Below are 11,354 nucleotides of genomic sequence, written 5' to 3'. Positions count from 1 at the left end.
CCTATGTGGCAACAAAATGGCAACATTATTTGAATTATCGTAAAAGTAAAGAGCTAACTGATTTTTTGAGAAGTCAGTTAGCTCTTTTTTGTTTGTTATTTGATTCTCCACTTTTTGCTGTCAACGTCACGTTGAACTTTTCCCTCGGATTCCAGCTCTCTAAGAAGCGCTACTATCCAATACTGCTGATTGGATGAGGTTGCATTGGGGTACTCGCCCCAATCCAAACCACATTGGCGAAAAATCTCGGCTTGCTTTAACCCATCTGCGTATACTGCACAATCGGGCGAGTTTTTCATATAGTCGAAAACAAGTTCCTTGATTGCAAGGCAAAGTTCAGTACCTTTGCTTACATAGTTCATATGGTTATTCCTTCTGTTCCTTTTTTAATGCGTTAATCAACATATCACTTAGGCCCTGCGACGGCACTCTTACATAACCAGAAGTTTCATCATATTTCGGATAGTTATAACGCCACTTGTCATAGTCCTCACGGCTGATGTCGCCTTTGCGGTATTTTTCAGCCTGTTCTGCCCACGCATTTATCATTTCGGTTTTGTTGTACTTTCTTACTCAACCACAGAAAACTGGTCTTTGCCAACTGAACATAAAGGGCATTCAAAATCATCCGGAATATCTTCCCATTTTGTACCCGGTGCAATTCCGCCTTCCGGATAGCCCTTTTCTTCGTCGTATTCCCAACCACAAACATCGCATACATATTTCATAATGAAATTATCCTTTCTTTTTTTGTATCATGATATGTCTATTTTTAATAATATTCGGTTAACTTGTCGCTTTTTTATCAGAAACGATCACGCTTTCCACAGACTGTGGAGGTTGCAATAGGCGTAGACCGCTTCGACCTCATCGCCCTCGCAGAGAGCGAAGCAGACCTCCGGTTTTTCGCCGGGATGCAGTTCCTTACGCTGATTGCCTTGCTTGGTCTGGAGAGATACCCATTCGATGTAGTGCTCCGGAAGCATGGGATGCTCCACAGAGCCAACCTTGACATGAACGATGCCGTTTTCCACCGTCCAGACAGGGACGTGCTTCTCCACGGCGGCATCGGTGGTGCCGGGAACGATCTCGCTCATCGGCTCGCCGCAGCAGACGACAGGGACGCCTGCGTCCTTAACTTTGGCAATGATGTTACCGCAATGCTTGCAAATGTAAAACTTCTGCTCCATGATAATTCTTCTTTTCTTTCTTTAATAGTTTTCTGCGTGAATTTCAAAATAGCTCTGGGGATGGTTGCAGGTAGGGCAAACTTCCGGGGCCTTCTCGCCGATCACGATATGCCCGCAGTTGCGGCACTCCCACACCTTGACCTCGCTCTTGGCAAAGACCTCCGCCATCTCCACATTGTGCAGCAGGGCACGGTAGCGCTCCTCGTGGTGCTTTTCAATGGCGGCAACCAGGCGGAAACGCTGGGCCAGCTCATGGAAACCTTCCTCATCGGCTGTTTTGGCAAAGCCATCGTACATATCCGTCCACTCGTAGTTCTCGCCCTCAGCGGCGGAGAGAAGGTTTTCGGCGGTGTCACTAATGCCATTCAGCTCTTTGAACCACAGCTTGGCGTGTTCCTTCTCATTATCAGCGGTTTTGAGGAACAGCGCCGCGATCTGCTCGTATCCTTCCTTCTTGGCCTTGGATGCAAAATAGGTGTACTTGTTGCGCGCCTCGGACTCACCGGCAAAGGCAGCCATCAGATTTTTTTCGGTTTGAGTCCCTGCGTATTTCGTTTCTTTCATGGTAGATACTCCTTCCTGTTTTTTTGCTTTTATTGTAGCAAATTTATGATTTTCTTATGTGACGAAGTCACATTCTTTTTTATTTTAGACGATTTATTCTGTTCTTATCCCGCAGCGTGATTGCATCACGCTTCAGCTCCACCGGTCCGTTCTCCGAGAAGCTTTTGAGCATCCGTGCCGCTGTCTCCCGTGCCAAGCTGATGTGCTGGGCGATCTGCTCATGGGTCTGCTGCTCCAAGTCAACCAGCCGAATGACCTCGTACTCGTCCGGTGTCAGCAGGATTGGCTCGGTATTCTCGCCCCCCCGTTGGAGCAAAATGTCTCGACTTGTGGTGCGCCACAAATCCAACGGCACCGTGGCGGTCTTGGCATGGACGCTTTTCTCCTTCTGTTTTCAGTATATACCAAATTATAGCACTTTATGCAGGAAAAAGCAATATTCTTTTCAAAAGCTGCTACAATTTCTGTCCTCATATAGATGCTGGCTGATATTCGGAGTCAAAAGCTACATATAAGCCATAATCGTATTATCAGATTATCTACATTTGACAGAACTTCGCAGGGCATGATGAATTTGCTTCCACTCATCGTAAGAACGATGAAAAATGCAAATCCCACTACATCCGTGCAGTCGTTTTGGAGGATATGGTGTGGATGCACATGGAAACTGTCATCAGCTATATTCTCCACTGTGAAGATCACTTCCGTGCAGTTGTGCAGGACAGCTAAAAATAGAAAGTGATGATAAAGAGAATAAGACAAAGAAAAACAACGCTAAAACAGTACTAAAATGGCTTGAAATAGAGATAAAATAGTACAAATTATAATCTCGAAAAAGAGTGGGAATAAACATCTGAAAAAACTAAATTATGTTTAAAATTATACGATGCATTATTTTTATATAAGATAATGTGTCGTATTTTTTTAGAAAAATACTTTTCTTTTTTGACAAGATGTGATAAAATATTCTGTTAGAAAAGGAGAGAAACAAATGAAAAAATCAATAATCAGATTTACTACAGTACTTTTAATTTTTGTCGTGCTTTTTTCATTCCCTGTGTGCGCATTTGCCGATGATGAAGTATACAACTTGGAACATACAATGAATATCGGTGACGAGGTTGAAATCAAAAGCCTGCTTCCCGAAAGTCATAAAGAGGAGAATTTTCGAGTGTGTTCCGAGGTCAGTGATGTTGTGTCTATTGTTGACGGGCAAAAAATTGTGGCTGTCAACGAAGGTGTGATAACTTTCACCGTAGAGTCGTATAGTTGTGATAATTATTACAATGAGTATTATGACGACACACCGTCATATGGAATTAACGAAGTGGTCACAGCAACCTATAATATAACGATTACTGTCAATAAAGCTATTGAAAACGACATTCACGAGAGTAAGCCTGATAACAATAAAAAGAATGATAAACCTTTGACTATCAAGGGAGAAGTGTTGCCGTATTGCAAGGGTATAGCAAAAATGTCGCTCACTCACAGCAACTTGAAAAGAGTGGTTTACGGAAAGTCTGTTATGGGCAAACCGCTTGAAGCGTATGAGATTTATAACAAGTCTAAAAACAATAAGTATAAAAAAACACTGTTTATTGATTTTGCCATTCACGGCTTCGAGGATGAATATTATAGGGACGGGAAGGTTCTTGTGAAAGAGGCTGTAAGGCTTGTTAAGTACTTTACCGAACATTCATCAACATTGAAGAATTACAGGCTGATTATCGTTGTTTGCGCCAATCCCGACGGAACATTCGACGGCAGAAACAACAGCAGGGCAAACTCAAGAGCCTTTGGAAGATGCACGGCAAAGCATGTTGATATGAACCGTGATTTCAGACGCTTTAGAGGCAAAGAAACAAGGGCTTTGAAAAAGTATATTTTGAAAAGCGACACTGATTTGTATATTAATTGTCACGGCTGGGAAAATCAGGTTATAGGTTCAAGAAAACTGAACAGAATCATAAGAAGCAGTCATAATTTGAGAAGAACACAAAATGATGTGTATTGTTATAACCAAGGATTTGCAATCGGCTGGGTGCACAGAGAACTCGGAATTCCGGTGGCTCTTTTGGAATATAAAAACACATCTTCCGTCAGCACAAAAAAAGATATTAAGATGATTAAAAATATTGTAAAAAAATACTGATTGTACTATATGGCTGTATAAGTTTTGGCTTTTAATAAATTTCGGGGCGTGAGAGCGTTCCGAAATTTTTTAAAAAAAGTGTTGACAAATGCACGGATGAATGGTATTATGTGTTTGTAGTTAGCGGAGGCTAACTGATAAAACAAGCGAAAGTCAAAACATATAAAGCAAAATGCTTTTATTTTTTTGATAGTACGGTTAGCATACGCTAACTTACTACGCAAAATATTCGCACTTTTTGGTTCGTACGGCCGGGGCAACGGTGAATGGATGCAAACTTGGGAGGAGGACTGCAAATCTATCGGTGCAGATTTGGTTTGCGACAGCGTGATTTGCAATGATGCGCCGGATGACGAAGCAATTGCAAAATGCGAAGAATTGGGAAAAATGCCGGCTTAGTACTTTACGAACAATTTAAGTTTCGGCTTAAATTGCTCCAAATGTTTTTAACGGTTGTTGAAGATATTTGGAACATTTTAAACTTGGTTCAAAAGTGAAATTGTTCATATTTCTCTACTCCTAATCCAATAAGCAAAAGGCGAACGGCTATGTCGTTCGCTTTTTGTTATACTTTGTTGCAAAATAAAAAAGGAACATCAAACGATGTTCCTTCTGTGGTGACCCGGACGGGAATTGAACCCGTGTTACCGCCGTGAAAGGGCGGTGTCTTAACCTCTTGACCACCGGGCCGAATTGGTGGCTTTAACTGGATTCGAACCAGTGACACTGCGGGTATGAACCGCATGCTCTAGCCAACTGAGCTATAAAGCCGTTTTGACTTGCAAGCAAGAGTATAGCGTAAAACGGCTCTTTTGTCAACACTTTTTTAAAAAATTTTTTCAAAAGTGTAAAATTTGGCTCATAAACCGCAGTTTTTTTAAATTTTTTATTAAATGGGGAACATTTGTTTGACTTTGACCTTGTGGGGTGATAGTATATTGAATATATAAGATGTATAAAATTAAGTATATTATAATTAATATCGGAGGGGTAAATGAAAAAGCTGGGTGCAAAACAACAGAAATGCCTTGACTTTATTAAGGAATGTCTGGATGAAAGAGGCGTTGCGCCGACTGTAAGAGAAATTGAAACTGCATTGGGCTATCGTTCACCGTCATCCGCACAGTATATGCTCAATTCTCTTGAAGAAGCCGGCTATATCGAGCGTGACCCTTTGATGAAAAGAACTATTCGCATAAAGGGCTACGACACAAAGGCATACCATGTGCCTCTTGTCGGCACGGTTACAGCAGGTCAGCCGATTTTGGCGGTTGAAAGCATAGAGGATTATATCCCTGTTCCTGTCAAAAACAAGGGACAAAATATGTTTGCCCTCAAGGTTAGGGGAGATTCAATGGTCAATGCCGGAATTTTGGACGGCGACACCGTTGTGGTTGAGCAAACTCCGGTTGCCCTGAACGGTGAAATCGTTGTTGCACTTATCGGTGACGAGGCAACGGTCAAGAGATTTTACAAAGAAAAAGGTCATTTTAGGCTTCAACCTGAAAATGATGCTTACGAGCCTATTATTGTAAACGAGGTTGCGATTTTGGGCAAGGTGAATATGGTAATTAGAACTTATTAATATATTTTAGGAGTGGAAAAAATGAGTGAATGTACACATGATTGCTCAAGTTGTTCGAGCAACTGCGCAGATAGAAAAGAGCCACAGAGCTTTTTGAAGCCGATGAATAAGAATTCAAACATCAAAAAGGTTATCGGTGTTGTATCAGGCAAGGGCGGTGTAGGCAAAAGCCTTGTAAGCTGTTTGCTTGCCGCAAAATGCCAAAAGGCAGGTCTTAAGGTTGGCGTTCTTGACGCTGATATTACAGGTCCGTCAGTGCCAAAATCTTTTGGCATCACATCAAGAGCAATGCAGGACGAAACCGGACTTTTGCCGACCGTAACAAAAACCGGTGTAAAAATGATGTCAATCAACCTTCTTCTTGAAGATGTCAACTCACCTGTTGTTTGGAGAGGTCCTGTTATTTCGGGTGTTATTGAGCAGTTTTGGACTGATGTAAATTGGGGCGAACTTGACTATCTCTTTGTTGATATGCCTCCGGGAACAGGCGATGTCGCACTCACAGTGTTCCAGAGCCTCCCTGTCGACGGAATTGTTATTGTCACAACTCCGCAGGATTTGGTAAAGATGATTGTCAACAAGGCATTTAATATGGCAAAGATAATGAATGTTCCTGTGCTTGGCTTGGTTGAAAATATGAGCTATTATCAATGCCCTGATTGTGGCAAGAAGCATAACATTTTCGGTGAAAGTCAGATTGACGAAACCGCCGCAGAGCTTGGAGTTCCTGTTCTTGCAAAACTTCCGATTGACCCAAATGTTGCAAAACTTGTTGACGAAGGCAGAGTTGAGGATGTTGAATGCCCACAGCTTGATGAGTTTGTTTCTGCACTTGATTAATTGAGGAGAACAGTATATGCCAAAGAGAGAAAATTATATTTCGTGGGATGAATATTTTATGGGCATTGCGCTTCTTTCATCTATGAGGAGCAAAGACCCGAGCACGCAGGTTGGCGCTTGTATCGTCAGCGATGACAACAAGATTATGTCTGTCGGCTACAACGGCTTCCCTCGTGGTTGCAGTGATGACGAGTATCCGTGGGAGAGAAGTGCTGATTGTTCAAACGACACAAAGTATCCGTTTGTTTGCCACGCAGAGCTTAATGCAATTTTGAATTCGGGCGGTCACAATCTCAGCGGTTCAAGAATTTATGTTGCACTTTTTCCGTGCAATGAATGTGCCAAGGCAATTATCCAAAGCGGAATAAAAGAGGTTGTCTATATGTCCGACAAGTATGCCGAAACAGAAAGCACTATTGCCAGCAAAAAGATGTTCTTGTCAGCAGGTGTTAAGTTGACAAAATTCACCCCAACACACAAAAATTTGAAAATTTCATTTGACGAAAGTGATGTATAATATGCAGATTGATATTTATGATTTTGACAAAACAATAGTTCCGTTTGACAGTGGCTCGTTGTTTTTTATGTACTGTATGATCCACTATCCGTGGTGTATAATTATTTTGCCTATCGTTGCGGTTGCAGGCTTGCTTTTGGGACTTGGCTTAATTGGATTTACCGAGTTCAAACGCACTTGCTATCTCTATTTGCCTATGATACCGACAGAAAAGGCTGTCAAGAAATTTTGGGACAAGTACATAAACAAGGTGCATCCATGGTTTCTTGAGAGAAAAAGATACAGCATTATTATAAGTGCAAGCCCTGATTTTTTGCTTGAAGAAATTGCAAACCGCTTGAAAGTTGATGAGCTTATTTGCTCTCGTCATAACAGAAAGACAGGCGTTATTATTGGCAAAAACTGCAGAGCCGAGGAAAAAGTGCGCCGTCTTTACGAGATGCATAAGCCTGAAGATTTGGAAGTTATGGATGTTTATTCCGATTCTTACAGACACGACAAGTACATTTTTTCACTTGCGCAGAATCAGTGCTATCATATCGAGCACAGCAAAAAAGTGCCGTTTAATTACAAGGATGTTTATTCAGATTAAAATTAACAGAAACGAGAATTTTTGATGAGAAAATTTGCCGATGTATTTTTAGTATTGTTGCTTGCGCTCTGCTCTGTGTTTGCATCATATTTTGTTGCCGAAAAGGCGGTCAAAACCGACAGAAGCACGGCGCAGTTGGCCACAGTCAGCAAGGTTGCCGCAACCGAAAAGGACAGCGACAGAATTCTTCTTTGTGAAAACAAAAAGAGAGATTACCATTTTTATAAGCAGGGCAACAAAATAGTTATGGTGCACAAGGGTGTTGACTATTTCTTTGAAAATTGGAGCCCGTATATTGATGTTGAAAAGCCAAATCTTTATTTTAGACATATGGATGATGACCCGGTGGATAAAATAATTGTTAAGGCTGTCAGTGATATTAATGAGGACGGCAGTTATGTTTACGGTGTTTATATTCTTTCAGAAATAGATAATGGGGATGGCACACTTAAATATAAGGTTAATGCTTTGACAAGGTCTTCAACAAAACAAATAGTTGATGAAAGTGTAAATATAGAAGTCAGCCAATCAAAGCTTTGCAAAAAGCTTGGTTATTTTGCAATGTGTCATATTAATGATACGGTTAATTATGACAGAATAACAGGCGTTCCGTCAAATTCTTATTATAATTCGTTCCATGTTTTGCAAAGTCCAACAGGTGAGTTTTATTCAATTGACGGATGGGAGCGTGGTGCGGCTGAATATACAGTCGAAAAAGACGGCGTTTATGTTACATTCCCGATAACAATAAAATATAAGGATACAGATGTTGTACAGCAGGCAGGCTATGTAAAATGCATGCTTTGCGTTAAATATAAGAGCTATTATATCTATATCATTCCAAGAACCATGTCGTTTAAGCCGAATATGGAATACGGCGCATTCAGATATGACTACGACAACAAGGAATGGCAGTCTGTGTGGAAAAACGCAAGCAAGTCCACCGGCGGAGATGCCACTATTGATTATGTTCAGTTTGAGGGAAATGTTGATTCCGAGCTTGAAACAGAGGACTTTTCAAAGAATTCAAGCGATTTGAACAAGCTTGCAGGCGTTGTTATTCTTCAAGATGAAGTGTTGCTTTACGCAAAAAAGGGTTATACTTTTAAAAAGAGCCTTGTTAAGAAAAACGATTTTTCTGTCAAAATTACACAAAAGGGAGATTTGACAGAAACCGAATTCGATGTTGCGTATACCGCTTCAGTTTCGCAAAGCTCTGAAAAGACAGAAATTTTGACCATAAAACTTGACCAACCGTATAAGAGGGAGAACATAAGTAAGATTAAAATTAATTTTGGAGTTAAGTAATAAATGACAAATATTAAGGATATTGCGATTACAACCGATTCTACCTGCGATTTGCCACAAGAATTGATTGAGGAAAACGAAATCACGGTCATTCCGTTGACTGTTCTTTTGGGCGACAGCGTGTATCGTGACGGAGTTGACATCAAACCTGCCGATATTTATGCGTATGTTGACAAAACAGGCGAGCTACCAAAAACCTCGGCGGTTACTCCGGCAGAATATTATGAGGTGTTCAAAAAAATTGTTGACGAGGGCAAAAAGGTTGTTCACATCGGATTTTCATCAGGTCTTTCGTCATCGTTCCAAAATGCGAGCGTTGCTTCAAGCGAGCTTGATAATGTCTATTGCGTTGATTCAAAAACGCTTTGCACCGCACAGGGACTTTTGGTTCTCAAGGCTTGCGATTTTCGTGCAAAGGGCTTGGATGCCAAAAAAATTGCCGACAAAGTCACAAAACTTGTGCCAAAGGTGAGCGCAACTTTTGTCCTTGACGGACTTGAATATCTCCACAAAGGTGGCAGATGTTCAACTGTTGCAAGATTCGGTGCAAATGTTCTCGGCATCAAACCGTCTATTGCTGTTGATAACCAAACAGGCAAACTTGAGGTGGCAAAGAAATATCGTGGCAAGACTGATATTGTTTATAAGCAGTACATCACCGACAGAATGAATGAGATAAAACGAATTGAGCCTGACCGTGTTGTTATTGCGGAAAGTGGCGGAGTATCTCCAAAAACTTTGGCTTTTGCAAAGGGCGTCATTGAGGGCAAAGACAAGTTCAATCAGGTCATTGTTACCGATGCAGGTTGCACAATTTCATCTCATTGCGGGCCAAAAACGCTTGCAATTTTCTATATCAAAAAATAACAGATATATAATGTAATTAATAATATGGCACTTAAAGAAGAAATTTTGAATTATTTGACCGAGCATAGCGGTGAATATGTCAGCGGTGAAGAACTTGCACAGAGCCTTGGCAAAAGCCGAGCAGGTGTGTGGAAAGCCATCAAGACGCTTCAGGCTGACGGCTACACAATCGAAGCCGTAACCAACCGTGGGTATATGCTCGATTCAAGTAATGATATTTTGAACGAAAACGAACTTAAAAGATATATAGATTTTGACTGCGACATTGCTTTTTACGAAAGTATTGATTCGACCAACAATCAGGCAAAGCGAATTATTGTTGACGGCGATTCAAAGCCGTTGCTTGTTGTTGGCGAAGAGCAGACTGCAGGCAGAGGCAGACAGGGCAAAAGTTTTTATTCTCCGGCAAAAACCGGAATTTATATGAGCCTTGTTGTTCATCCTATGGCAAAACTTCAAAATGCCGTCACTGCCACAACTGCCGCTTCCGTTGCCGTGTGCAAAGCTATTGAAAAGCTGACTGATGTCACTCCGCAAATCAAGTGGGTGAATGATGTTTATGTTGACGGCAAAAAGATTTGTGGCATATTAACCGAGGCTGTAACAGATTTTGAAACCCAAACGGTCGCCTCTGTTATAATAGGTATCGGCGTAAACCTCAAAACTCACAGCTTTCCGTCAGATGTGCAAAACGCATCGTGCCTTGAAGCACCGGTCAAAAGAGCCGAGTTTATCGCAACCGTTGCAAATGAGTTGAACGGAATTGTGACAGGCGATTATGAAGCGTTCATTGATTATTATCGCTCACACAGTATGATTGTCGGCAAGGAAATTAATTTTATCAAAAACGGAATTGTTATTCCCGCAACTGCTGTGGGCATTGATGATGTCGGCGGACTTGAGGTCGTTCTCGCAGACGGCACTCACGAAACTCTCCGCTCCGGCGAAATCACCGTCAGAACAAGATAAAGTTCCCGAAACACGCAATTATTTTTTTTGATTGGCTCCCCTTGTTGCAAGGGGAGCTATCGTGTTTTCACGACTGAGGGGTTAAGTTAGAATAAAATGGTTCTAAAAATGCCGCAGGTATCAACCCACGGCAATTTTATTTTGACAAAATAAAAAAACGCATCCGATTTGGGAAGAATGCGTCTTTTTATTATTATCAAGATAGTATTGTCAGCGCAATACTGCGAAACCAAGATCAATCGCTCCGGCGAGAATTCGTGAGGTTTTTTGCATCCCGAGGGTTTCAGTAAACCAAAGGATGATAAGCGCTATAAGGATTGCAATTATAAGTGCTTCTTTGCTCATAACCCACCTCCAAAGGATCGATAATCTTATTATATACATTTTTGCCGAGAAAATCAATAGTATTTTGCGGTTTTTTTAATATTTTTATGTAAAATATGTTCATTTGTCAATGATGTGACACCGAGATATTAAAATAAAAAGTATTGGGAAAAGGACAATGTGATGATTAAACGGAGCGTAGCGAAGTGAAATCATCACATTGTCGGCGGCTTTAATCAACGATGTATTCGAGTTCTGCTCGTTTTTGTAATGGTGATTTCCAACCCAAAACAGACATAGGTATGTTGTTTGAACGTTTGAGATATTGTTTCATTTGAACAATTAAATCATCGTAAGAGTAAAAGCTCAAATAATTGTAAAATCTTTCTTGGTCATTTCTGTGGCTTCTTTCAACCTTTCCGTTATGCCAAGGTGTTCTTGGT

Annotated in this window: 16 protein-coding genes, 2 tRNA genes and 1 pseudogene; 9 read left to right on the top strand and 10 right to left on the bottom strand. The window is 41.1% G+C overall.

Annotated features, from left to right (window positions below):
* Window positions 1-95: 95 nt before the first annotated feature.
* The 6 genes from B5D29_RS07740 to B5D29_RS08615 form a co-directional block, all read right to left on the bottom strand.
* Window positions 96-362, bottom strand: a complete 267-nt coding sequence (locus B5D29_RS07740) for a hypothetical protein (protein ID WP_078768999.1) — start codon at window positions 360-362, stop codon at window positions 96-98.
* 4 nt (window positions 363-366) lie between these two features.
* Complete coding sequence (locus tag B5D29_RS07735; protein ID WP_078768998.1) at window positions 367-549, bottom strand: hypothetical protein; 183 nt, start codon at window positions 547-549, stop codon at window positions 367-369.
* A 20-nt stretch (window positions 550-569) separates the two neighbouring features.
* Window positions 570-728 carry a rubredoxin gene (locus tag B5D29_RS07730; protein ID WP_078768997.1) on the bottom strand — a complete coding sequence of 53 codons (159 nt, stop codon included), beginning with the start codon at window positions 726-728 and terminating at the stop codon, window positions 570-572.
* 87 nt (window positions 729-815) lie between these two features.
* Window positions 816-1,190: a desulfoferrodoxin family protein gene (locus tag B5D29_RS07725; RefSeq protein ID WP_005946408.1), complete on the bottom strand. Its 375-nt coding sequence runs from the start codon at window positions 1,188-1,190 to the stop codon at window positions 816-818.
* 21 nt (window positions 1,191-1,211) lie between these two features.
* Window positions 1,212-1,754: a rubrerythrin gene (rbr, locus tag B5D29_RS07720; protein ID WP_078768996.1), complete on the bottom strand. Its 543-nt coding sequence runs from the start codon at window positions 1,752-1,754 to the stop codon at window positions 1,212-1,214.
* 79 nt (window positions 1,755-1,833) lie between these two features.
* Window positions 1,834-2,097: a helix-turn-helix domain-containing protein gene (locus B5D29_RS08615; protein ID WP_159443442.1), complete on the bottom strand. Its 264-nt coding sequence runs from the start codon at window positions 2,095-2,097 to the stop codon at window positions 1,834-1,836.
* A gap of 648 nt (window positions 2,098-2,745) precedes the next feature.
* Here B5D29_RS08615 and B5D29_RS07710 point away from each other — a divergent pair.
* Both B5D29_RS07710 and B5D29_RS08800 read left to right on the top strand, forming a co-directional pair.
* Window positions 2,746-3,909, top strand: a complete 1,164-nt coding sequence (locus B5D29_RS07710; RefSeq protein ID WP_078768995.1) for a M14 family zinc carboxypeptidase — start codon at window positions 2,746-2,748, stop codon at window positions 3,907-3,909.
* Between the two features lie 270 nt (window positions 3,910-4,179).
* A complete protein-coding gene (locus tag B5D29_RS08800) occupies window positions 4,180-4,308 on the top strand; it encodes an NADPH-dependent FMN reductase family protein (protein ID WP_423240863.1) in 129 nt (42 codons plus the stop codon).
* 216 nt (window positions 4,309-4,524) lie between these two features.
* Here B5D29_RS08800 and B5D29_RS07700 read toward each other — a convergent pair.
* Window positions 4,525-4,599, bottom strand: a tRNA-Glu gene (locus tag B5D29_RS07700).
* 4 nt (window positions 4,600-4,603) lie between these two features.
* Window positions 4,604-4,680, bottom strand: a tRNA-Met gene (locus B5D29_RS07695).
* A 223-nt stretch (window positions 4,681-4,903) separates the two neighbouring features.
* Between B5D29_RS07695 and lexA the strand changes: the two genes are divergently transcribed.
* The 7 genes from lexA to B5D29_RS07660 are packed head-to-tail and all read left to right on the top strand — an operon-like array spanning window position 4,904 to window position 10,587.
* Window positions 4,904-5,494, top strand: a complete 591-nt coding sequence (gene lexA / locus B5D29_RS07690; RefSeq protein WP_078768994.1) for a transcriptional repressor LexA — start codon at window positions 4,904-4,906, stop codon at window positions 5,492-5,494.
* 21 nt (window positions 5,495-5,515) lie between these two features.
* On the top strand, window positions 5,516-6,334 hold the full coding sequence (locus B5D29_RS07685; protein ID WP_078768993.1) for an Mrp/NBP35 family ATP-binding protein: 819 nt from the start codon (window positions 5,516-5,518) through the stop codon (window positions 6,332-6,334).
* Window positions 6,335-6,350: 16 nt separating this feature from the next.
* Window positions 6,351-6,851: a deoxycytidylate deaminase gene (locus tag B5D29_RS07680; protein ID WP_078768992.1), complete on the top strand. Its 501-nt coding sequence runs from the start codon at window positions 6,351-6,353 to the stop codon at window positions 6,849-6,851.
* Between the two features lies 1 nt (window position 6,852).
* On the top strand, window positions 6,853-7,443 hold the full coding sequence (locus B5D29_RS07675; protein WP_159443441.1) for an HAD family hydrolase: 591 nt from the start codon (window positions 6,853-6,855) through the stop codon (window positions 7,441-7,443).
* A gap of 24 nt (window positions 7,444-7,467) precedes the next feature.
* Window positions 7,468-8,751 carry a hypothetical protein gene (locus tag B5D29_RS07670; RefSeq protein ID WP_078768990.1) on the top strand — a complete coding sequence of 428 codons (1,284 nt, stop codon included), beginning with the start codon at window positions 7,468-7,470 and terminating at the stop codon, window positions 8,749-8,751.
* Window positions 8,752-8,754: 3 nt separating this feature from the next.
* A complete protein-coding gene (locus B5D29_RS07665; protein ID WP_078768989.1) occupies window positions 8,755-9,618 on the top strand; it encodes a DegV family protein in 864 nt (287 codons plus the stop codon).
* A gap of 24 nt (window positions 9,619-9,642) precedes the next feature.
* On the top strand, window positions 9,643-10,587 hold the full coding sequence (locus B5D29_RS07660) for a biotin--[acetyl-CoA-carboxylase] ligase (protein ID WP_078768988.1): 945 nt from the start codon (window positions 9,643-9,645) through the stop codon (window positions 10,585-10,587).
* A 210-nt stretch (window positions 10,588-10,797) separates the two neighbouring features.
* Here B5D29_RS07660 and B5D29_RS08845 read toward each other — a convergent pair whose 3' ends face one another.
* Together B5D29_RS08845 and B5D29_RS07655 are read right to left on the bottom strand one after the other, a co-directional pair.
* A complete protein-coding gene (locus B5D29_RS08845; RefSeq protein WP_273339237.1) occupies window positions 10,798-10,932 on the bottom strand; it encodes a hypothetical protein in 135 nt (44 codons plus the stop codon).
* Window positions 10,933-11,143: 211 nt separating this feature from the next.
* Window positions 11,144-11,354: pseudogene (locus B5D29_RS07655) on the bottom strand (integrase core domain-containing protein); the annotation flags it as partial.

The sequence above is a fragment of the Eubacterium coprostanoligenes genome, from assembly GCF_900167205.1.
In the GTDB taxonomy this organism is placed as follows: Bacteria; Bacillota; Clostridia; order Oscillospirales; family Acutalibacteraceae; genus Eubacterium_R; species Eubacterium_R coprostanoligenes.
The sequence above is the reverse complement of the archived record's forward strand: the minus strand, read 5'-3'. Positions and strand labels throughout refer to the sequence as shown.

Bases quoted from the DNA above. Each gene is read 5' to 3' on its own strand.
- B5D29_RS07740 (WP_078768999.1), bottom strand. From the start codon at position 362: ATGAACTATGTAAGCAAAGGTACTGAACTTTGCCTTGCAATCAAGGAA.
- B5D29_RS07735 (WP_078768998.1), bottom strand. From the start codon at position 549: ATGATAAATGCGTGGGCAGAACAGGCTGAAAAATACCGCAAAGGCGAC.
- B5D29_RS07730 (WP_078768997.1), bottom strand. From the start codon at position 728: ATGAAATATGTATGCGATGTTTGTGGTTGGGAATACGACGAAGAAAAG.
- B5D29_RS07725 (WP_005946408.1), bottom strand. From the start codon at position 1,190: ATGGAGCAGAAGTTTTACATTTGCAAGCATTGCGGTAACATCATTGCC.
- rbr (WP_078768996.1), bottom strand. From the start codon at position 1,754: ATGAAAGAAACGAAATACGCAGGGACTCAAACCGAAAAAAATCTGATG.
- B5D29_RS07710 (WP_078768995.1), top strand. From the start codon at position 2,746: ATGAAAAAATCAATAATCAGATTTACTACAGTACTTTTAATTTTTGTC.
- B5D29_RS08800 (WP_423240863.1), top strand. From the start codon at position 4,180: ATGCAAACTTGGGAGGAGGACTGCAAATCTATCGGTGCAGATTTGGTT.
- lexA (WP_078768994.1), top strand. From the start codon at position 4,904: ATGAAAAAGCTGGGTGCAAAACAACAGAAATGCCTTGACTTTATTAAG.
- B5D29_RS07685 (WP_078768993.1), top strand. From the start codon at position 5,516: ATGAGTGAATGTACACATGATTGCTCAAGTTGTTCGAGCAACTGCGCA.
- B5D29_RS07680 (WP_078768992.1), top strand. From the start codon at position 6,351: ATGCCAAAGAGAGAAAATTATATTTCGTGGGATGAATATTTTATGGGC.
- B5D29_RS07675 (WP_159443441.1), top strand. From the start codon at position 6,853: ATGCAGATTGATATTTATGATTTTGACAAAACAATAGTTCCGTTTGAC.
- B5D29_RS07670 (WP_078768990.1), top strand. From the start codon at position 7,468: ATGAGAAAATTTGCCGATGTATTTTTAGTATTGTTGCTTGCGCTCTGC.
- B5D29_RS07665 (WP_078768989.1), top strand. From the start codon at position 8,755: ATGACAAATATTAAGGATATTGCGATTACAACCGATTCTACCTGCGAT.
- B5D29_RS07660 (WP_078768988.1), top strand. From the start codon at position 9,643: ATGGCACTTAAAGAAGAAATTTTGAATTATTTGACCGAGCATAGCGGT.
- B5D29_RS08845 (WP_273339237.1), bottom strand. From the start codon at position 10,932: ATGAGCAAAGAAGCACTTATAATTGCAATCCTTATAGCGCTTATCATC.